This window comes from Flavobacteriales bacterium, from assembly GCA_025210295.1.
In the GTDB taxonomy this organism is placed as follows: Bacteria; Bacteroidota; Bacteroidia; order Flavobacteriales_D; family Parvicellaceae; genus S010-51.
The window spans coordinates 1-22,219 of sequence record JAOASC010000011.1; the positions used below are offsets into that span (position 1 = coordinate 1).

The window sequence follows — 22,219 nt, forward strand, 5'->3', positions numbered from 1 at the left end:
CATCATATCGATGGAGCTTTTTTTATGCTTAAAACTTCGTAGAATGAACAGTTAGAATATCCCGATTATCATCGGGAGAGTCGCGGGTTCGAGTCCCGTCCAGACCGCAGAAAGCTTCATCATATCGATGGAGCTTTTTTTATGCTTAAAACTTCGTAGAATGAACAGTTAGAATATCCCGATTATCATCGGGAGAGTCGCGGGTTCGACGACCAGACTACAGAATGGTTCACTATTATCGTAGAGCTTTTTTTGTTTTACTGAGTTTACTTTAAAAAAAAATACAGGGATCCCGATTAAGCAGCAGCATCGGGAAGTCCCGTCCAGACCGCAGAAAGCTTCAACAGCACTATTAGATTCTGATATGGATCTCAAAGACAACCAGTTACTTTATGGGAGACTTCTCAATCAAGACAACTGAGATTTTTGGTAAGATCTCCAAGAGTAGAGTTACGGATGTTGTGAAGTTATTAAACAATCAATTCTACCCCTTAAAAATCATTATCGTAACACAGTTCGTGCATCATAACATATTCATTGTTACATTTGCATAAACTATGTTACAACACTGATAATGAATTATGTATTTGACTATATAAGAGAAGCAATAGGGATCAATGTAATTGTAGATAATCAGGTGTTATCTCATAGAAACAAACTTCCGCTATTCCTTGAAAAAGGTTTTGAGTTCAAAGGTTGTATGATCAATGGTAAGCGTGTTGTCTTCGCAAAACCTCATGATGAAGATATTCCAACTCCCGAACAGTTAAAAATCCATTCTCAATCTATGGAAGGAGTTTTTAATTGTCCTATTGTTTTCGTATTGGATAATATCGAAGCCTACAAAAGAGCTAGGTTGATCAAAAGAAGAGTTGCTTTTGTGGTAAGAGATAAGCAAATGTATATCCCTTCTTTATTCATTGATTTAAGTGAAATTCAAAGACCTAAATCAAGACAATCTGAATTTATTTCTCCATCAACCCAGTTCATTCTTGTTTACCATCTATGGAAAGAATCATTGGAAGGAATGTCCTTTTCTGAAGTCGCTGATCTACTGTCATACTCTAAAATGACAATCTCAAGATCTGTAAAAGAGCTAGTCGAAATGGGAGTTTGCAAACAAACGCATACAAAGGAAAAGTTTCTATACTTTACTGGAGACAAACAAGAAATATGGAATCGATCAATTGAGAAAGCTAAATCTCCAATAAAAAAAGAAATCTGGATAGAAGAATTACAACCTACAGAAGAGCTTCCAGTATCCGGAATAAATGCACTTTCAAAATATTCAATGCTATCTCAAGATAGACATGATGTGTATGCCATTAGCTCAGAAGGCTATAAACAATTGAAAAGGGAACAAAAAATAATAGGTGAAAACCATAAATACGGTCATATTAAGTTAGAAATTTGGGGATATGACCCCAAGTCACTAAGTCAAAACAACATAGTTGACCCTTTCTCATTATACCTGGCATTAAAAGATGATCCATATGAAAGGGTTGAAATTTCACTTAATGAGATGATGGACAGGCTATTATGAAAGGAATAGAAATTTTTAAAGAACACTTCAAAGACTTTAGAGACAACTATATTGTTATCGGAGGTGCAGCATGTGAAGATGTTATTGCAGGACAAGGATTAAGGTATCGTTCAACAAAAGATATTGATATGATTCTAATTATTGAAGCGCTTAACGATCAATATATTGAACAATTCTGGAAGTTTATTCAAGATGGGCAGTATGAGAATTACCAGATTGGTGAGGATGAAAAGAAATATTATCGGTTTCATAAACCTTAAAATGAGGAATATCCATTTATGATAGAGTTGTTTTCACGACAATCTGATGTCATCAAATTACCAGAAAGAATGACTTACACGCCCATCCCGACTGATGAAGATCTTTCCAGCCTTTCAGCCATTTTAATGGATGATGATTATTACAACTATACCTTATCAAACTCAATAAAAGGAGATACTTTTCATAGAGCAAGTAATTTATCATTGATCTGCTTGAAAGCAAAAGCCTTTTTAGATCTTTCAGCTAGAAAAGCAAATGGTCAACATGTCAATTCTGATGATATTAAGAAACATAAACTTGACGTATTTAGATTGAGTGCTACTCTTAATAGACAAGATCTTTCCAAGTTACCCGACTCTATAAAAGCAGATCTTGAGGAGTTTATTAGAGTGATGGAAAAAGAACCTCCACAACTTGACACTATGCTTAAACACATGGGAATCACACCAATTGAATCAGGTGAATTATTAGGACAATTGAGAACTTGTTTTGGGATTTAACTCCTAATTTCCTTATTCCCAAATCTCAATCACGTCTCAGTAGTAAAATTAAAGAACCGAAAGGCTTAAGGTACACGCTCTGTATCACAGGTCTCCAGCATCGTTCAGACCGCTAAAAGCTTCAACATTAGTTGAATCATAAAAAAATAAAACTATCCTAAATTTATTTTTAATTAGATAAATAACTAACTAAACAAAAGTAAACAAAGTATTGTTTAGACAAGGAATTACCACAAAAAACCAATCAGTGTTTTATCTGACAAAAACCTAGTATATTTACTTAGTACATTGTAATCATTAGAAAATGAAAAAATTACCCCACTTATTGTTTTTTCTATTAAGCACAGTAGTGCTTTTTGCCCAAAACCAAACAGCTAATTACTCTATTCACCTATCTGATACGCCCCTATTATTAAAAAGTAAATTAGAAAACGAGTATAAGTCAATAAGAAACGATACATCTGTACAGTTTCAAGGTAAAGCTTATGTTCTCATACAATTAAATGCGATACCATCTTCCAGAACTAAAGAAAAAATGGAAAAAAGAGGTATCAAATTGTTGTATTACATTCCAAACTATGCCTGGGTTACTCAACTTGAATTGGATGTATCCCAATCAACTTTAGAAGTTTTTAAAGTAAGACACATCTCTCCTATTTATGGGGCTTGGAAAATACCCTCTAGTTTAAGAAATGGAAAAATCCCCACATACGCTGGAGATCTCAAAAATGTTTTAGTAAATGTAACTTTTTGGCAAAAGCCAATAACTGGAAAACTGGAAGATATTTTAAAAAATTATAACATCACTTTTCAGAAACCACATGCATATAATATTATTCAAATAAAAGCTCCTCTTTCTACACTTTTAGAGTTAGCGCAACATCCTTTGGTTCAATATATAGAATTGACAGCCCCACCTAAAGAATATGAAACAATAAAAGAAACTAGACATATTTCTAGTACCTATATTTCCAACAATCCAGGAAAGGGCTATTATTTTGATGGAACAGGAATCAATATCGGAGTTGATGAAAGTGGAAAAATGAACACTTCTGAAAATCCCAACTTTAGAAGTAGGCTTATTCGAACATACGAAAGTGGAGCTATAGAGTCCCATAAGAACAATGTTGGTGTTCGTATGGCACGGGCTGGAAATCTTTCGCCATATAACCAAGGGGTTGCATTTGGAGCTACCTTATACTCTGGAGGGCTAAGCAATATAGCAACTTCCATATCTAATAATATTGTAATAGTGAATAGATCCTATGGCTGGGGATGCCCAAGTAATAGTCAAACTTACAATTCTCAATCAAGGAGTTATGATTATACTATCCGAACCAACCCATCTTTTATGATTACCCACTCGTCTGGGAATATAGGAGGCTCTGACTGTTATGCTGGCTCTCCTGGCTGGGGGAACATCACTGGCATGGCCAAAATGGCTAAAAATATTTTTAATGTTGGCGCTTCTTCTAGTAGTGGGGGCTTAATGGGATTCAGTAGTAGAGGGCCATCAAAAGACGGGAGAATTTTACCTCATGTTGTTGCTCCTGGAGCAGGAGGAACCTCATACGCATCTCCAAACTTAGCTGGTGTCTTTGCTCAATTAAACCAAGCCTTTCGTTTACATTATAACACTGTTCCTAATTCTGGACTTTTAAAAGCTATTATCATGAATACTGCAGATGATATGGAAAACCCTGGTCCCGATTTTAGGACAGGTTTTGGACATGTAAATGCTAGAAGAGCTTATGAAGTAGTTAAGGCCGGAAATTTCCTCACAGCTAATATTTCTCAAGGGGGAAACAATCAACATCTAATTAATATTCCCTCAAATGTTAAAGAACTAAAGGTTATGGTATACTGGGTTGACTGGGAAGCTACTTCAGGAATATCAACGCGTTCATTAGTCAACAATTTAGACATAACTCTTAGTGATCCTAATAATACTATTTTTCAGCCATGGGTTCTCAACCCAACATTCGTTCCGAACTTATTAAACAAAAATGCAACGCGAGCAACAGATTCTTTAAATAATCATGAACAAATAACCATAAAAAATCCTATTACTGGAAACTATGAATTAACAGTAAACGGAACAATGATACCCCAAGGACCTCAATCATATTTTATGACTTATGAATTTGTAATGGATGAAATTGTAGTCACTCATCCACACGGAGGAGAACAATTAGTACCCAATGAAACTGAACGAATTCGTTGGAACGCTTGTGACAGCACATTAACTTTTAACCTCTTATACAGTAACAATGATGGACTATCATGGAGTTCAATTGTAACGGGTGTAAATTCCAATCTTCGATGGTATGACTGGGTAGTACCACAAGACCTAACCGATAAAGCCCTTATTCGTATTGAAAGAGGTTTAACTCAAGGGCAAAGTGATACAACTTTTAGTATTTCTAAACAGCCTCAAAATCTTGAATTAATGTGGTCTTGCGCAGATTCTTCTCTATTCCATTGGGACGAGTTCCCCAATGCAGATGGTTACATCCTATATCAAATTATAGGAGATTATATGGATTCTGTTGCCTATACAACCTCTAATTCAATCGTAATAAATGGCTTATCTATTTCCGAAACCGAATATTTTTCTATTGCTGTTGTTCAAAATGGTATTGTAAGTCGAAGAATTAATGCCATTTCAAGAGCTCCCAACAACCAAAACTGTAATATTGACGATATTGGTGTTTCTTCTATCATAAGACATGGTGATTTCTCTGTTCCTAGTTGTATGACCGCAAGCAACAACTTACTTGAAGTAGTGGTTCATAACTGGGGGGCAAATACTATAGACAGTATACCTATTGCCTATAGAATAAATGGAGGCACTGTATATTATGATACCATTTTCTCCAGTATTCCAAGTCGTAGTGACCTTTTGTTTACATTTAATAATCACTTAAACTTTTCGTTAGGAGCTAACTTAATAAAAGTTTGGACGCAACACCCTAACGATCAGCTCTTCGACAATGATACAACAAGTGTTGTAGTACATGTCTATCCTAGTGCTAACGCAAGTTCTAACCTCTTACAAACTTTTGACGTTTTTCCTACTTGCAGCGGATCCTGGGGCTGCACATCAGTCAATTGTAACCTTCAGGATGGTTGGTATAACATTCCAAATGGGAATGGTGATGAAATTGACTGGAGAACTCTTGGCCGTGGAACTGCTACGGCTAATACTGGTCCGAGTTCTGATCATACTTCTGGAAATGGGAAGTTTCTCTATTTAGAAAGTTCTGGTCCCTGTACGAATCGCTACGCTAAATTACATTCCCCTTGTATCGACCTAAACGGCATTAAACAGGCAGAATTATCGTTCTGGTTTTATGCCTGGGGATCTGGTGTAGGCTCTCTTCATGTAGACGTGATTGCTGATGGGATTTTAAACAAAGACATTATGACTCCTGTTAATGGTTCTCAGGGCAACCAATGGCTACTGAAAACAGTTGATTTATCTACTTTTAGCAACCAACAAATCGTAATAATAATTAGAGGCAGTACTGGACATAATTACTATTCTGACCTTGCTATTGATGACATCAATATATCCACCTCTCCTATTGCCGAATTCACAAGCAACGAAACGCAACTGTGTAACAATGCTATTATCACCTTAGACAACACCTCTTTGTATGCTACGACTTATGAATGGAGCTTTCTACCTAATACTATTACGTTTGAAAATGGAACAGACAGCAATTCTGCGAATCCTCAAGTAAGTTTTAACGCTCCTGGTGATTATTCTATTCAATTAATTGCTTCCAATACGATAGGAACAGATACCCTGACTTTAACCAACTATATTCACGCTTGGGAAAGTCATCTCCCACTTGACCCTATCGCTATTTGCAACTATGATCCTGTTATTGTTCAGGCTAATAACAATGGTGTAACTGTAGCTTATCATTTAAACGACTCGATTGTTTATACAGGAACAAATGCTTCTCACTATTTTGAAAATGCACAAGATGGAGATTCTATTCACCTCATTTATACCGTAAACAATAGCTGTTCTTTAAGCTCTGATACTGTCTCTATTGACTTTTTAGAAATAAATACAGCGGTTACTCAAATTGGGTTACAGTTAAATGCCAATGCCGTTAATGCGCAATACCAATGGTTAGATTGCTTAAATCATTTTACCCCTATATTGAATGAAAACACCTCAACTTTTACACCTACACTAAATGGTGAATATGCTGTTCAGATAATCGAAGAAAATTGTGTGGACACTTCTAATTGTCATAGTATCTTAACACTTCCCATTGCCGAATTTACAAGCGACGAAACACAACTGTGTAACAATGCTATTATTACCTTAGACAACACCTCTTTGTATGCTACGACTTATGAATGGAGCTTTCTACCTAATACTATTACGTTTGAAAATGGAACAGACAGCAGCTCTGTGAATCCTCAAGTAGGTTTTAATGCTCCTGGTGATTATTCTATTCAATTAATTGCTTCCAATACGATTGGAACAGATACCCTGACTTTAGCCAACTATATTCACGTTTGGGAAAGTCATATCCAACTTGACCCTATCGCTATTTGTAACTATGATTCTGTTATTGTTCAGGTTAAAAACAATGGGGTAGCTGTAGCTTATCATTTAAACGATTCAATTGTTTATACAGGAACCAATGCTTCTCACTATTTTGAAAATGCACAAGATGGAGATTCTATTCACCTCATTTACACTGTAAACAATAGCTGTTCTTTAAGCTCTGACACTGTATCTATTGATTTCTTAGAAGTAAATACTGCAGTTACTCCAATAGGAATACAGTTAAATGCTAATGCTGTTAATGTACAATACCAATGGTTAGACTGCTTAAATAATTATAACCCTATATTTAATGAAACTAATCCAACTTTCACGCCTACACTAAATGGTGAATATGCTGTTCAGATAACCGAAGAGAATTGTGTAGATACTTCTCATTGTTTCATCATAAACTCTGTTTCTGTAAATTCCTTAAATCAGCAGGAAATCATCAGCTATTTTCCAAATCCGACAAAAGGAGGGATTACTTTGAATTTTAATCAAAATAAGAACTTTGTAAAGGTCAAGATTTATACTACTACGGGACAACTATTATTTACTAGTTTTAATAAAAATGTTAAGACGCTACCTCTTGAATTACCAAAAGAATCTGGGCTTTATTTTCTAAACATCCAAACTGAAACAACTGAGAATCAAACTATAAACATTATCAAACTCTAAACCTTGCTTTATAACAGTAGAACGTTCATTGGTAAAGAAGATGCTTCAAAATAAATAAGCTATTGCTTCAAAATAGCTTAACTTGATAGAGAGACAAAGAAAATATCTCCTTATTTTAAACCAGATTCTGTTTTTTAGTAAAAAAAAGAAAGATGAGAAAATCGATGTTAGGTAATTTTCTTAAAAGGAACTAATTTCAAACGATGTCTTTAGATAATTTCCAAACTATTATTACAAGAACCAACATTACAAAAACTACAATTAATAACGCAAAGTAATTAATACTAAAATAATCTGGTTGAGAAAAGTTATACTCTGGTGCTTTACAATTGGTAACAAAATGAACGCTTTTATCACCTGCCTCATAAGTATGTCTATTAATATGTTTTAAATTATCATTCAAAAATAATTTATTAGTTAAACTTACTATATGACCAAACTGATAACAAAACATGTAATACTTATCCTCAACACTTTCCTTGTTTATCGCCTCTACTGAAATTAATTTTAGTTTATCTCCTTCGTTATCTATCAATATAAAATTCAAATCAATGTAGAGCTTTAAGCGATGAAACACATCTTTTTTAGAAAGGCCATCTTCATAGACTAATGTTTGAATATCTTTTCGTAAAAACCTATCTAAAGTATCAGGCACTTTAGCGTAAACAACAATCATAATTTGGCTGTGATTTCCCTTAATGTCGAAAAAGGCTTCTGTTACCTCCACTTCCTTAGCTTGAATAGAACGACATAACAAAAGTGTTGTCAACAGTAAAACCAACTTAGCATTCATTGTAGTTTCTTTTAGAAAACTATTAACTATTCTTTTATTAGTTTTAACATTTTACCATTTACATATAAGATATAAACTCCTGCTAATAAATTTTCTGTATTCAACTCTAGTTGCTTATTACTGATTGGAGAAACTAAAAGATTATCAACCAATTTTCCATCTATTGTATACCCCAATACATCAGCATTTCTAATATCTGAGTTTGAGCTAATAATAGCTTTTCCTTTAGTAGGTATAGGATAGATTTTATACAAATTTTCTGAACTTTCAATTGCTACGACTTCAACTCCAACAACCTGTTCTTGGCCGTCAAAATCTACTTGTTTCAATCGATAATAAGCTGTTCCCAACAATGGTTTTTCATCTAAAAAACGATAATCAATACTGCTTATCGAGTTCCCAGCGCCTAGCTCTGTATGCAATTGCTCCCAGTCGTAAAAGTCTGAAGAGCGCTCAATAATAAAATGGCTATTATTCAATTCTGATACTGTTTGCCAATCTAACTCTACTGTTCCATTTTCAAGGTATTCCCCCCAAAAAAACAACAATTCAACAGGTAAAGGATTGATTCCTCCGTTTGTCGATCCAGCAGGAGATGCTCCGTCTCCATCTGTTCCGCCTCCATTAGGTGGAGTTGTAGAAGGATCACATGGCCTTTTAGAACAACCTCCACTACCACTATTTACAGAAATTGTAGTATTTAAGTTAGGTTCCTCAGATGGATACATTATAACCCCTTGTCCACCTCCTCCGCCTCCAGCATGGCTTGTCCCTTGAAGCACATCTCCTCCATCTCCCCCACTAGCTTCCATCGTTACTCTACAAGTCGAAGCTACATCCCAACCATTTACATCCAACACTATAGAGCCTCCTGCTCCTCCTCCACCTTGCCCATCATTCCTTCCTGATGGAACTGAAGCTCCATTTGCTGATATCGTAATTCCACTACAGTTGCCCAATGTTTTTATAGAGTCCGCTTTAATTAAAATAATTCCACCACCAGCTCCTCCTGCAGTACCTACACTATTATTCTGCTGGCCTCCGCCTCCGCCTCCGCCCATAAAAAAACGGGTAATACGTATATGCTGAGCTAATTCTAGACCTCCAACACCTCCACCTCCTGGAGCTGTGGCACATGAATAACCATACCCCCCATTTCCGCCATTGGTGTAATTCCCTCCTCCTGCTCCTCCACAGTTGTGGTTTTCGGTACCACCTCCTCCTCCATTAATCAACTTTCCACGAGCATAACGATAATCATTTGTTATCGCCTTATATATCCCCTCTCCTTTTTTTCCAGCCCTGGCATGATTTGCTGTTTTAATATAATCTCCATTGTGATCACATCCTATCCACCCTGAAAAATTAGCAGAAGCACTTCCTCCTCTAAACCCTAGGCCACTAACTGTTATGTTATGAGATAAATTAAGATTTCCTAATATATTCATAGCCAATACGCCTCCATTATTTCCATCCCATGCCTTTCCTGTTAAATCAGCTGTTGTTGTATAATGAGGTGTTCCCAAAGTTGGGAATGATATAATTTGTACTGTACTATTCACGTTAATATTATAAGTATTGGTCATAGCTGCATTTAATGTTATCGTATTGGGAGTAGTCCCAGATTCAGTATGGCTACTAATAAATCTAATTTCGTATAGTCCTGCTGAAGCAATTGTTCCTAGATCACCAAAAGAACTATTATTATTGGTATTAGAGCCAATTACACTGTCTTGCATTTGCATGATAATAACTGCTTCTCCATCTTCAAATGTATCCCCCGACTCATCAACATTTGATAATGTTAATGTACGACCTGAAATTGCTGTGACAGTTGCATAGCCGTTAATGATATTCTGACAATAAATAAAATCCTGTAGAAATAAAATTACTACGACACAAATTGTTTTTAAACTTAGGGGCATATTTTTTCTTATTTGTACAATCCAAGCTATTCACTAATAGTCAATAGTCTGATCATAATTTTTTATTGGGGAAATCTGTAAGCAAATATACCTAGTAAACTTTATCTAAAACAATAGAACTTTAGTGCTAAAACGACTTTATTTCAAACACAGTCAAATCCCTAATTATCTAAAAAAAAACAGAGACTGAAGTCATGCAACTCCAGCCTCTGCTCGTACCAACATTATTTATAGCCATACAAGTATCAAATATTTTCTACGACTCTACATGGAGTATATTCTTTTAGTAGCAAATTTGAAACAGTATAGTAACTATGCCACAAAGGAAATCAAATACGAAGTAAATAAAAATAGCACTTTGGCACTATCAAAAATCATCCTTTAACGCTTTTAACGCCTCTATAGTACGGTTGACATTTAGCTTCTTAAATACATTTTGTTTATGATTTTTCACGGTTGATATACTTATACAAAGTTCATCTGCTATTTCTTTTTCCATGTACCCATCCCTCAATAAACCAAAGATTTCACTTTCCTTAGTTGTTAACACATTTCGGTATTCTTTGGGTTCTATTGCCTCAACGATACGGTTTTCTTTTCTTGAAAAAACATAAAGCTTTAATTTAGTAGATCGAATTAAATGACTTAAATCATGGCAAGTTAAAACAATTAAGGGACTCTGATTATCTACATTTACCAACTTAGAAATCTGTGTAAGAACATTCTTCTTCCCTCCTTTGCTATCAACTATTTGATGATAATAGTTGATCAAGATATCATCTAAATCATTACTTTCATACGCATTTTTGACTTTAGTTCTAACCTCAACAAGCGTTTTAACAACCCCCATTAAATTGCTCCATGGAAGTAATTCTAACAATTTTTCCAACCCATTTTTATGAAAATACTGATTATCATAGCCTGTTAGCCTTTCAAATGAATTGTCCTTAAATCTCAAGTCTTTATTTTTAAGGTCTAGAATTATGAATGCAAATGGACTCAAATTATACTCTTTTTTATTTTTATAAACTTTATCTATCACTTCATCGCTATTCACTCTCTCAGTGCTAAGCATTCTTAAATTGCAGGTGTCCAACCTTTTAATAAAACTATTGATTACAATTTTTTTCATATCAATTTCCTTAATTTACAAACGCCATAAGCTTGCCAAATACAGTGACCATAAAATCCAAGCTTGATTATCAAAAAAGAAAGCCTTTACACATTTACCAAGAAGAAAAGGGAGCAGGAGGAACAACTAGCCTATTAATAATAAACAACAATTATGACATTTCCTCCATAACTCCCTTCATGTTTCTACTAAACTCAAAAAATCTAGTAGGTGGTGGTGTAATCAAATAAAAGTGCAAAAGCGACCTTTATTACCTTCTATTTCTTAATATTTTTAACAATCCTAAACTCTGTCCTTCTATTTTCTGCATGCTGTTCTTCTGTACAGTCTATTTTATTTCTACAGTTATTTTTTAACCTTGATTCTCCATAACCTTTCCCATATATCCTAGAAGGGTTATCGATCTGCTCTTTGACATACCTTGCTGCAATTTTTGCTCTTTTATCAGAAAGCTTTAAGTTATACCTGGAGCTCCCTCTAGAATCAGTATGTGCTGCTAATTCTATAAAAACAGATGGATTATCTTTTAACAACTTTACAATCTTATCTAATTCAATGGCAGATTCAGAAGTAATATCAGCCTTATTGTAATCATAATAAATGATAGGTTTTAAATCCAATGCATTAGCAACATCAACACCTACCTTGTTTTCGATTAAAGTCATTAACTTACCTTTATTTATGATATTTCCACCTCCTTTTCTCAAGTATTGATTTACCGTTTTATTACTGACTAAATAGTTATCTTTTTTATACTCTATAGTATAAGCTAATAAATCACCTTTTTTTGCATTGGGTGGAAGCACGTACTTAACTACTCCGTCTTCATTTGTTTCTGATGAGTAAACCTCTTTTCCATCTTTCTTAACAGTATATGAAACTCCTGCTATAGGGCGTTCCAATTCATCAACAATTTCTCCGTATAAATAAGGCCATTCTAAGACCTCTAAATCCTCAATAATTTCTATTTCTGTTGACTCAAAATCTATTGTAAACTCTCTTTTTTTATCAAAAACTTGTGGCGAATCTATTTCTACAGAATAACGCTCTCCTTTTTTTAATTTATAGACACCATAATTTCCTTCTTGATCTGTTTTTACCTTAATTGTGTTACCATCAGTATCTGTCATATTGATGACAGCATCAGCAATGGGAGTCCCATTACCTTTTGTATATAATTTTCCTTTTACGAACAATAGCTTTTGTTTGCTTTCCCATTCATAAATGTCATCACTTCCAACCCCACCAGTTCTGTTTGAGGATAAAAAACCTAATTCTTTCCCTGAATCATTAATCATTGATATGATACCAAAATCATCCTGCTCAGAATTTAAAGGCTCTCCCAAATTAACCTCCTTGACAAAAGTTCCATTTTTTTGTTCAGCTTTATAGATATCCAACCCTCCTATACCTCCTTTCTTATTTGAGGAGTAATACAGTTCTCCTCTTACCGATATGTGTGGGAACATTTCAGTTGCCTCTGAGTTAACTACAGCTCCCAAATTTTGGGGATTCCCCCATTTACGCCCTGATAATGAGACTTGATAAATATCTGAGCTTCCCATTGAACCAGGCATATTAGATGAAAAATACATTGTTTTTTCATCAGCAGAAAAACTAGGGTGACCAACACTATAATCAGGACTATTAAAAGGTACTGCTATTGGTTCACTCCAATACCCCTCACTTAACAATATGACATAATATATTTGTAAATTAACTTTCCCTTTACTTCCAACTATAACTTTCTTCTTTTTAGAATTATTACGTGTAAAGAAAACCATTTTACCATCATTGATTACTGCTATTGGTCCTTCATTATATTTTGAATTAATTTTTTCCAATAAAGACAAAATCGTCTTATTCTCTCCATGGTATACAATATCATACATTTTTCCTCCATTTAATTTATCATACCGATTAATAAAAGAATTAACTTTATTATTACTTACGTATAACAACTCCCCCTCATAATAAGTCGGACTATAATCAGAGCCTTTACTATTAAAGCCAGCCAATTTAATTTTATATGGGTCTTCAACACCAGCATTTACTAGTATCAATTTTGTAATTCCTATCCAGAATAAAACAATCATTACAAACCTTTGTCTTTTCATTGTGTTTATTTTTAAAAAGCCAGACTCCTCTTTCCATATAGACTTCCCTTTCTTTTTCAAAAATCAGAGTCTGGCTTAAAGAGTGCTACAAAGTTTAATAAGCTACCAACCTTCTTATAAACTATACATGTCCACTCTATTTTTTTATTTTAAGAACACCCTCCTCAACAGATATGAAAACATCTGCTTTTCTTGGTGTTATGTGTGTGTTATGATTTGATTCAGAGGAGGGTGTTTTCATTAATTCAAAAATAACGGGGTGAAACTAAATCATCTTTAGGAAAGTTAAAGTCATAATTCAATAGCACCTCATGGGTTCCGCCAGCATAAACTCCGAACTCACTTATCGTATAATCATAGGCATACCCCAACCTAAACTGGTTACTCAATTGCAATTGAATTAAACCTCCAATTGCATCATTCAAACGATACATTGTTCCTAACCAAAATTTATCTTTTATAATAAAATTAGCCGAAAAATCCATCGAAACTGGAGCATTAAAGACATACTTAGCTATAAAAGAAGGCTTAAAATCGACATGGTTTGAAAGTCTTGTAACCAAACCTGCTATTAAAAAATAATGCCTATTTAACAATAATGATGTTCCTCCTGATGAGAATTTATTCTCCATCAGCTTGGGGGCACTAACACCTATATAGGACTTAGGAGAACTATAGTATAATCCAAAACCAAAATTTGGCTTTAATTGTGATATATTTTGCTGAAAAACCATATCGTTTTCATCTGTTCCACTTAATTCATCTAAACTTACTTTTAAGTTATTCACTCCTCCTTTCAAGCCTAAGAATAGACTTGACTCCTCAGATAACCTTAAACGATAGGAAAAATCCCCATATAACGACAAATCTCGTGTAGGTCCTACCCTATCATTAACTACACACAATCCTACTCCTATTTTTTGGCTTTTGATGGGACCATGTAATGCAAATGTTTGTGTCTCTGGAGCGCCCTCAATAGCTAACCATTGATGCCTACTGACTAAATTTATTGATAGCATATCTGCACTTCCTGCATAACCAGGGTTGATACTCAATGTATTAAACATATACTGAGTATACATAGCATCCTGTTGCCCAATAAAAGTGCTTTGCACTAACAATAAAAACAATAATATATATATTCTTTTCATACTCATTTTTTTGATTAAAAAAGCACCACTAGACATCTAAACTTGTTATACTTATTCACCCTAATTATTTTGTTTATCAATCTTCGTGGCACTTCTTTTTTCCAAAGTTTCGGGACTGTTGCAATTATAAACTACCTTCTACTATCTTATTAAGAAAACAACAGCCCCTCCACTTTATTTTTTATTTAATTTACCTTTTAATATATACATAACCAGATCTATTTTCTGAATCACTTTCTTGACCTAAATCTATCATATAAAAATAAGCGCCCTCAGGCAATTTTTCTCCTTTATAGCTACCGTCCCAATCATTATTGTACGGTGTTGATTCGTAAACTTTACCGCCCCATCTATTAAATACTATTACCTTGTTGTTAGGGTACTTTTCTACCCCTATGATCTTCCAAAAATCAGCGATTCCATCATCATTAGGCGAAAAACCCTCTGGAATACTTAAAGCTTCTATGCATTGATCAGGATCTAAATAATCTAAGACTCCATCATTATCACAGTCGTCATTAGTTGGATCTCCATCTCCATTTCCGTCTTCTTCTTGTGTTAATACACCATCCCCATCATCATCAGTATCCAAGTAATTCGGAATTCCATCATTGTCTGTGTCGTCATTCGTAGGATCTCCATCTCCATTCAAATCTTCTAGATTATCCGTTACCCCATCTCCATCAGAATCACAATCTATTGTAATTGAGGCTGAATCTAACAATGTCCAAATTGAGTGAAAGTTATCGGGAGATACGACAATTCCATTAACCATATTTTGAAAAGTATCTGCAGTACCAAACATCAACTGAGGAACCTCCCAACTATTGGTTGAAAAATTATAACGTTTTGCTTTTAAGTTGGCCTCATCAATAGTATTTCCATTTCCCATTTCAGCAACACCATCATCATAACTGATGGACAAAGTAACACTGGGATTCACAGAGTAACCCAAAGTTGCTACTCGCCAAAAACGATCAACAATATTGAGAGAATTATCGCTTCCTGAACAACCAGCAAGGTTATCTACGCCTGAAGGATATGGAGTATTTGTGACTGTTGCTGTTCTGTATGTAGAAAACGCTACACCAGCCCCACTAACCCCTCCAACATCTATTGCTAATTCCAAAGGAATTTTCACCGCATTAACTGTTGTAAAAGGGATAACATAGTTCCCTGTATTTGTGCCTAGCTTCCAGTTTAAGATATCATTCTCAGATTCAGACACAATATTTCCCCCTGTCCCTATTATCTCTATAGCGTTAGGAGATGGATTTTCAACCACAACTTGTCCTCCATTATCTATAACAATGAAAGCGTCATTATTTAAGATCAACCTGCCTTGAGTATAGCATACAACTTGAGGAGCTAAAATACATCCTAATATAAAGTATACAACTTTCTTCATTTATAACTTGTTAGATTAATAAACGGCCGACTAAGCAACCAATATTATCATAACAAGTTGATGCAGTAAAAAAATAGAGAAATAAAAATGAGAATAATAGATTTTTTTCTCATGTTACAAATCTAAGAATTACATCTTCGATTTAATTTTGCCATAACAAATATACAATGTTATTTATATACTCCAAATTTTTATGACAAAATTTTACATCTATTCCCAAATCTTTTCATTTTCAGTAAACTAAGAACTTTTTCGCTATACCTACATAGCGCAGTATACAATCCTTTCAGGCTAGTTTGGCTCAATTAATATTCTTTTTCTTTTTTTTCTATCTTAGGTGCCAACTTTTTCCTATTTACCTCTTTTGTTATTAGGTCTATGATTGATTGTAAACGATTTACTGTCCTTACATCTACAATTCGTCCATTTTTAGATTTTACTTCTGTTATTATTATTTTATAGGAAATACGTCTTAATACAAGGACTAATTCATCGCTGTCGTTATTATAACAGAAAATAGCCCTTCTCTCTACCCAACTAGGTTGCCAAAACCTAAATGCATCTATAAAAAACAGCTCAGAAGCAGCTTCAAACCAAATCTCCTGTCTTGTTTTTATTTGCCTAAAACCATTAATTTCTTCTAACGCCTCAAAATATGGATGGATTCCTAGTTCTTCGATTTCATATACATGCTTATACTTATTGACATGCTCTTTCATTTTTTCAACCGTTAAAGAAAGGCTCAACATTGGTAAACCAACATACTTTTTTGGACAATACATATAAACATACTTTAACGTCACTAAGGGGTCAAATTCTCTGTTGTATTTATACTTAAAGTAGAAGTATAAAAATTTTGCTTCTGTGACTTTCTCTTCTTCCATTATATGCTTGTTGTCTTCAATATAATTTAACAAACAAATAATATCCGATTGCTTTAAAAATTTAAAAAAGTTTAATTCTGTTATTCTCATTTTTCTAGTGTTTTAAGTGATTATTTCTTAACCAGCTTATTCGAATAACATAATTGCTATTAATAGCTTATTTTACATAAAGATTTAATAAGATTTTCTGTTCACTCTCCAAATATAGCTTTCACATTAAGACCAAGAGGTTTCTTCCGCTTCTTTATATATGAATTTTCAGAGCACAATATCGCAATACAGATAACTATAAAATGTTACCTATAACACATTCGTTCAGTAAAAGTCTTCTTATTTTTATCATCTCTCGTATACAATTATGTAATTTGAATAATTGTAACAAGTTTCTGTACTTTGAGTTTATCTGCCTAGGAACATTTAAAAACAGATCTCCTTTTTAATTTTGCCTATACCAAATATAGTTTTTTTTCTTTTCAAAAAGAATTAATTATGCTCTTTTTTGCAAAAAAGCTTTTTTTCTTAATTTTATAAGCTATTTTCTTTATAAAAACCACTATTTATTACCAAATATTGTCTAAAAATAAACTTTAGGGTAAAAAAACAAAGAGTTATTAATGGTTTTATTTAAAATAAAAGTTAATTTTTTTATCTTATTATAATTTTTCAAAACGTTTTCTAATCAGTTGATTTCCGATGTAAATATCCATTAAATAAATACCCTTTGAAAGTTTTTCAACAGGGAAAGCATTTGTTTTTTCTACTTGAACAATCTCCCCCAACAAATCATATATTCTTACTTCATTAATTCTACCCTCAAAATTTATTGTAAGATAATTGATAACAGGGTTAGGAAACACATTAATGTTCTTGAATTCTAAAAAATCAGCTACATTAGTTGATATTATAGCTGTACAATTTGTGGTATCTATACATCCTCCATATGTTATGATAGCTGCAAAACTCCCATTAGATAAAGATGTAAAAGATTGATTAGTTTCTCCTAAAACAATTGAATTTCCATTGTTACAATCAATCCATTGATACGATGCACCACTCTCATTATACAAAGCTGAGATTGTATTCCCCGCAACCGTTACATTGGTATCAATGGAACAACAAGAATAAACTCCTGTAACAAAGGCATTGGTTTGTTCTCGTATAATGGTTGCATGATACCCTAACGGTCCTTGATCGGTTACAAATCCTAAGCCTCCTGTTTGCTCAAAACTATAATACAATACTAAATCACTCTCCTGTCCATTTAAACAATTGTATAAATTATCTGAAAGTTCTGTACTTGTTCTTACATCCTCCCAAATTCTTACCTCATCAATTAAAATAGACTCTTCATTTGGGCTTCCTGCTCCATTTGCTCCTATATATAACTCTGTTCCAAAATTGAAGTTATCAATTCCCAAATTAAACGTTCCATCCAACACTCCATTTAGGTACACTTTTAGTTCATCAGAACCGTCATACGTTGCTGCTATATGTTGCCACGTATTGTAGGTAATTGTTGTATTACCAACACCAGATTGGACGCTTAATCCGTATACTGTTGCCGCAACTTTACCATTACTTATACCTAATTCATATCCACCAAATCCTGAAGGAGTTGTATAGCTATCAATAACATTAACATAGCTATCTGAGGTTGATGGAATATACACCCACGTTTCAATTGTATAAGCATCATTCAATGCTAAATTATTGGTTATATCTACTTGAAGAAAACGATCTTGAAAATTAGGGGTATCAAAATTAGCAACGGCTGAAAATGCTTTACCTCCTTGTGCTATTGAAAAATAGCTAATTCCTAATACTATATATAGTGTGACTAATATTTTATTCATAATCATGATGTTATTTTTTGACAAAAAAAAATAAAAATCATATTCATTAGTTAATCTTTTTATGAATGAACGCATTGCGTTTATGTATGAGTTTTTGTATGAGTTTTTGTATTAAGATGTTACGCATTAACTCCTAGATCTACTCTTCTATATTGATTAATCATCACTTTTTAATAATTAAATAACCATTCCAGTACTATTAAACCTATTTGCTTTGATTAACATTGATCACAGGATAGCGCATCACACTACAAACATCCTAAACAATAAATTAAGTCATCTGCATATACTGCGCAACAGTTTTTGTATTAGGATTATAGAATAAATAATAACAGAAATAACATAAATCTAATTCATAAGAGGTTATTTGTCCAATAAACAAAAAATCTTCTTTAGTTTCTGTATCCACTGGAATGGCAAAACTTGATTGTGCTTTTAATACCAATGGCCCCCAAGTAGGAGGGAAATCGCCACTTGCGGCTCTTTTCATATAATCCATTCGGTTTTTATGTTCCCACTCTTCGTAGCGTTTTTCATCATTTATGCTAACCTCTCCTAAAGGTTCGCAGGGTGTTTCATCCCATATTTTTAAGAATTGACCTTCTAAGTCGGAAACATTTTCTAGTATTTCTTCAATTCCATCTTCAAATGAATCGTCTCCACTGTCATCTATTTCGGTAAATTCTGTTTTTTTATTCTCGAAGTTTAAAAAATAACTGTCTTTAATTTTTCCCTGCTCATCTAACTGTGAAATTGTCCATTCAAACTGTGTCATTTCGTTGTAGAGAATAGGAATTTTTCCATTTAATTCTGCATTAATGTCCTTTAGGTTAATTTGTACCAATGGAATTACCTTGTTTTTCATTACAGAAAAAGCTTCAGGGGTACATATTTTTTCTAAATCGAAAATTAGTTTGTGTGATGTTTGGGTTTTGGATACTTGATAAAAATATACACGTTCTGTATTCATTACTGTATGCAAGTATTGTTCTTTGTAGGTGTTTTTTATTTCTGTCATAATCATTTTTCTTTTTTGTATTCTTTCATACTCCATTCATCATCTATGGGCTCTTGTAGTCTTTCGATAGAAATTAGCTGACCTAGATTGGATAATTTTAGAGTATTATCCCCTCCATAAAATTTCCATTGTGGTAAGTCCACGTCTTGCCCATAGTTTGCTTCTATTTTGAATTTATTATTTGCCTGAGAAATAATAAAGCACTCATGAATTCTATGTAGTTTTGGGTTTGAACTTGATACATAGCAAGCACATAGGTTTTCATGATCTTGATTTTTATAATGACTAATTTTATAAATGTGACGCAGTAATGGTAAGGGCGATTTTTCTGTTCGTCTGTACACTCTATCTGATAAAGGTTTGGGTAGAACACCAATAAAATCAAAACCTGTTAGCTCATTAATTTCCTTGGCTGTTTGATTATATAAATCAAAAGTTTCTTTTCGGTATTCATAAGCTAAAGCTTTTTGCTCTTTTTCAAAAAGTTGGTTTAGGAATTGTTTAATGTTTTGTGTGTTATTTTTCATCAGAAGTTATTTCTTAACCTTTAAATTCATTATAAATACGTAAACTACTTTCTTCTTCGGGTTCTACATAGCTTACAACATTTACTATTTCTCCAAAATTTAGAATATGCAAATGAGGGGCATCGTGTGGTGTAATAAATTTACAGAGGTTTCTTTCAATATACTCTTTGTAAATAATTTTTAATCCATTGGTGGTTTCTACAATACTGTAAGTATTTACGATAGACTTTTTGGTATAGCTGTTTGTTTATCATTGCTCATCATGCATCTATACACCGTTTTTACATTGGGAAATAGTTCTTGTAATTCTTCACCTAAAGTTGGATTTTTGTATTCTATAATTTGAAATACAAAACGTTCATAAAAAGCTTCTTGCCATTCTTTAAGGTCATCTTCTGTGTAACCGTCTTCTTCAATTAATTCCACCGCTTCATAAGGAATTGTTTTTCCACCTTTAGCAAAATATTTACCATAATCCATTTCATGTTTTTCCTCATAAAGTTCTTTGGTGATTGAGCTATCTAATGCTCGTACATTAGAAGTATATTCATCTTTACCTAGGGACTCTAAAAACTCTTTTACCTTTTCGATCATACTTTTTATGTATTTAAATAATTCTCAAATTCTTGATAACGCTTTTTGTGATAGCTAAAATCTTTATTGGGGAACAGTTTAGGTAATAGATAAGCACATTTTTTCATGTGATGTAAAACTGCATCTATTCGAAGTGTATCTTCTGTGATGTTCCTTCCAAGTGGGGAATCCGACATATTATCTCCATAAGGATATAAGCTTAACCATCCATGTGTTGAGATTTTAAAATCGGAACAACTAGTTTTTATTTCATCAAAGTCTAGGTAAAAGTACTGCCAACCACAAATAGCCATACTATCTATCATGGATTGGTAATAACTCTCTTGTGTAAAATTGGTTTTAAATAGTAACCCTTCATCTAAAAACAAAATATCGAATGGATATTTTTCTTTTTCTCTATGAAAAATCGCGTAAGCACCATTTCCACTTCCATGAGCAGATTTACAAAACCAGTTGGTTTCTTCTTTAAGAAAGTACTCTTTTTCTTCAGATAAAAAATCGTGTTCACATGAATTGTCTTCAAACATTGAATCAGGAGGCATGATAAGCGCATCAATTAATCCTCTAATTTCCATACCTCCATAGATATAAATGTTCTCAATAGTTGTTTCCCAATTCAGTTCTAATCCAGAAACTACGTTTAATTTTAGTTCATCTCTTTTAATCGGGATTCCATACTTCTCTTCAAAATCTTCTTGGATCAAATCCTTTAAGAAATCGTCATCCTCCTCTGTTAGTTTGTTTATTTTACCTAAATTGTCTGTAACAGTGTAAAAAGTTTCTTTTTTAATATCCTGAACGAAGGATTTGATTTTTTCTATCATAATTAAGAATTATTAATATATCATTGTAAACCTTAATTGGTTCACAATCAACACCATTTCTTACTCCTTTCAAAGTTACGTTAATTCTCCTAAACAAAAAGACCTTATCTATATGAATTAATTAAAAAACTACAAAAAACAGCAAATAACCGAATTAAAAAAGACAACCATTTCTGATTGTCTTCTTATTCTTAGTAGCGGGAGGTGGACTCGAACCAACGTCCGCCTCAGGCGGATAAGAGCCCAACGAATACCTGTATTCACTAAATTAGACCTCCTTTTAAATTAACTAGCTATCCTTGTATAAATAAAATCAAGGAAAAGAAAAACAAAAAAGACAACCATTTCTGATTGTCTTCTTACTCTAGTAGCGGGAGCTGGACTCGAACCAACGTCCGCCTCAGGCGGATAAGAGCCCAACGAATACCTGTATTC

General features: G+C 33.5%; 16 protein-coding genes. 4 read left to right on the top strand and 12 right to left on the bottom strand.

Annotated features, from left to right (window positions below; genetic code table 11):
- Positions 1-574 precede the first annotated feature (574 nt).
- From N4A35_01395 to N4A35_01410, 4 genes are all read left to right on the top strand, one after another.
- A complete protein-coding gene (locus N4A35_01395) occupies positions 575-1,543 on the top strand; it encodes a hypothetical protein (GenBank protein MCT4580045.1) in 969 nt (322 codons plus the stop codon).
- The gene (locus N4A35_01400; GenBank protein MCT4580046.1) at positions 1,540-1,803 is read left to right on the top strand and encodes a hypothetical protein; all 264 of its coding nucleotides are present in this window, start codon (positions 1,540-1,542) and stop codon (positions 1,801-1,803) included. Before N4A35_01395 ends, N4A35_01400 begins: the two co-directional genes overlap by 4 nt.
- An 18-nt stretch (positions 1,804-1,821) precedes the next feature.
- Positions 1,822-2,304 (top strand): hypothetical protein, encoded by a 483-nt coding sequence (locus tag N4A35_01405; GenBank protein ID MCT4580047.1) that lies wholly within the window; start codon positions 1,822-1,824, stop codon positions 2,302-2,304.
- A gap of 304 nt (positions 2,305-2,608) precedes the next feature.
- Positions 2,609-7,558: a S8 family serine peptidase gene (locus tag N4A35_01410; GenBank protein MCT4580048.1), complete on the top strand. Its 4,950-nt coding sequence runs from the start codon at positions 2,609-2,611 to the stop codon at positions 7,556-7,558.
- Between the two features lie 196 nt (positions 7,559-7,754).
- Here the strand turns inward: N4A35_01410 and N4A35_01415 are convergent, their stop codons facing one another.
- From N4A35_01415 to N4A35_01470, 12 genes are all read right to left on the bottom strand, one after another.
- Positions 7,755-8,351, bottom strand: coding sequence for a hypothetical protein (locus N4A35_01415; GenBank protein MCT4580049.1), 597 nt, complete (start codon positions 8,349-8,351; stop codon positions 7,755-7,757).
- 26 nt (positions 8,352-8,377) lie between these two features.
- Positions 8,378-10,276 (bottom strand): T9SS type A sorting domain-containing protein, encoded by a 1,899-nt coding sequence (locus tag N4A35_01420; protein ID MCT4580050.1) that lies wholly within the window; start codon positions 10,274-10,276, stop codon positions 8,378-8,380.
- 367 nt (positions 10,277-10,643) lie between these two features.
- Complete coding sequence (locus N4A35_01425; protein MCT4580051.1) at positions 10,644-11,408, bottom strand: LuxR C-terminal-related transcriptional regulator; 765 nt, start codon at positions 11,406-11,408, stop codon at positions 10,644-10,646.
- A gap of 257 nt (positions 11,409-11,665) precedes the next feature.
- On the bottom strand, positions 11,666-13,525 hold the full coding sequence (locus N4A35_01430; protein ID MCT4580052.1) for an OmpA family protein: 1,860 nt from the start codon (positions 13,523-13,525) through the stop codon (positions 11,666-11,668).
- A 245-nt stretch (positions 13,526-13,770) separates the two neighbouring features.
- Entirely contained in the window at positions 13,771-14,676 is a 906-nt protein-coding gene (locus N4A35_01435; protein ID MCT4580053.1) for a type IX secretion system membrane protein PorP/SprF, read from the bottom strand.
- A gap of 190 nt (positions 14,677-14,866) precedes the next feature.
- Complete coding sequence (locus N4A35_01440; GenBank protein ID MCT4580054.1) at positions 14,867-16,084, bottom strand: gliding motility-associated C-terminal domain-containing protein; 1,218 nt, start codon at positions 16,082-16,084, stop codon at positions 14,867-14,869.
- A 305-nt stretch (positions 16,085-16,389) separates the two neighbouring features.
- On the bottom strand, positions 16,390-17,058 hold the full coding sequence (locus tag N4A35_01445) for a hypothetical protein (GenBank protein ID MCT4580055.1): 669 nt from the start codon (positions 17,056-17,058) through the stop codon (positions 16,390-16,392).
- Positions 17,059-17,621: 563 nt separating this feature from the next.
- Positions 17,622-18,821, bottom strand: coding sequence for a T9SS type A sorting domain-containing protein (locus tag N4A35_01450; GenBank protein MCT4580056.1), 1,200 nt, complete (start codon positions 18,819-18,821; stop codon positions 17,622-17,624).
- Positions 18,822-19,092: 271 nt separating this feature from the next.
- The gene (locus N4A35_01455; GenBank protein MCT4580057.1) at positions 19,093-19,839 is read right to left on the bottom strand and encodes a hypothetical protein; all 747 of its coding nucleotides are present in this window, start codon (positions 19,837-19,839) and stop codon (positions 19,093-19,095) included.
- Positions 19,840-19,841: 2 nt separating this feature from the next.
- Complete coding sequence (locus tag N4A35_01460; protein ID MCT4580058.1) at positions 19,842-20,366, bottom strand: hypothetical protein; 525 nt, start codon at positions 20,364-20,366, stop codon at positions 19,842-19,844.
- 216 nt (positions 20,367-20,582) lie between these two features.
- Positions 20,583-20,960, bottom strand: a complete 378-nt coding sequence (locus N4A35_01465; GenBank protein MCT4580059.1) for a hypothetical protein — start codon at positions 20,958-20,960, stop codon at positions 20,583-20,585.
- Positions 20,961-20,965: 5 nt separating this feature from the next.
- The gene (locus N4A35_01470) at positions 20,966-21,784 is read right to left on the bottom strand and encodes a hypothetical protein (protein MCT4580060.1); all 819 of its coding nucleotides are present in this window, start codon (positions 21,782-21,784) and stop codon (positions 20,966-20,968) included.
- Positions 21,785-22,219: the final 435 nt, after the last annotated feature.

Coding starts and splice junctions, on each gene's coding strand:
- N4A35_01395 (MCT4580045.1), top strand. CDS start 575: ATGAATTATGTATTTGACTATATAAGAGAAGCAATAGGGATCAATGTA.
- N4A35_01445 (MCT4580055.1), bottom strand. CDS start 17,058: ATGAGAATAACAGAATTAAACTTTTTTAAATTTTTAAAGCAATCGGAT.
- N4A35_01460 (MCT4580058.1), bottom strand. CDS start 20,366: ATGAAAAATAACACACAAAACATTAAACAATTCCTAAACCAACTTTTT.
- N4A35_01410 (MCT4580048.1), top strand. CDS start 2,609: ATGAAAAAATTACCCCACTTATTGTTTTTTCTATTAAGCACAGTAGTG.
- N4A35_01470 (MCT4580060.1), bottom strand. CDS start 21,784: ATGATAGAAAAAATCAAATCCTTCGTTCAGGATATTAAAAAAGAAACT.
- N4A35_01420 (MCT4580050.1), bottom strand. CDS start 10,276: ATGCCCCTAAGTTTAAAAACAATTTGTGTCGTAGTAATTTTATTTCTA.
- N4A35_01400 (MCT4580046.1), top strand. CDS start 1,540: ATGAAAGGAATAGAAATTTTTAAAGAACACTTCAAAGACTTTAGAGAC.
- N4A35_01415 (MCT4580049.1), bottom strand. CDS start 8,351: ATGAATGCTAAGTTGGTTTTACTGTTGACAACACTTTTGTTATGTCGT.
- N4A35_01465 (MCT4580059.1), bottom strand. CDS start 20,960: ATGATCGAAAAGGTAAAAGAGTTTTTAGAGTCCCTAGGTAAAGATGAA.
- N4A35_01435 (MCT4580053.1), bottom strand. CDS start 14,676: ATGAAAAGAATATATATATTATTGTTTTTATTGTTAGTGCAAAGCACT.
- N4A35_01450 (MCT4580056.1), bottom strand. CDS start 18,821: ATGAATAAAATATTAGTCACACTATATATAGTATTAGGAATTAGCTAT.
- N4A35_01455 (MCT4580057.1), bottom strand. CDS start 19,839: ATGACAGAAATAAAAAACACCTACAAAGAACAATACTTGCATACAGTA.
- N4A35_01430 (MCT4580052.1), bottom strand. CDS start 13,525: ATGAAAAGACAAAGGTTTGTAATGATTGTTTTATTCTGGATAGGAATT.
- N4A35_01440 (MCT4580054.1), bottom strand. CDS start 16,084: ATGAAGAAAGTTGTATACTTTATATTAGGATGTATTTTAGCTCCTCAA.
- N4A35_01405 (MCT4580047.1), top strand. CDS start 1,822: ATGATAGAGTTGTTTTCACGACAATCTGATGTCATCAAATTACCAGAA.
- N4A35_01425 (MCT4580051.1), bottom strand. CDS start 11,408: ATGAAAAAAATTGTAATCAATAGTTTTATTAAAAGGTTGGACACCTGC.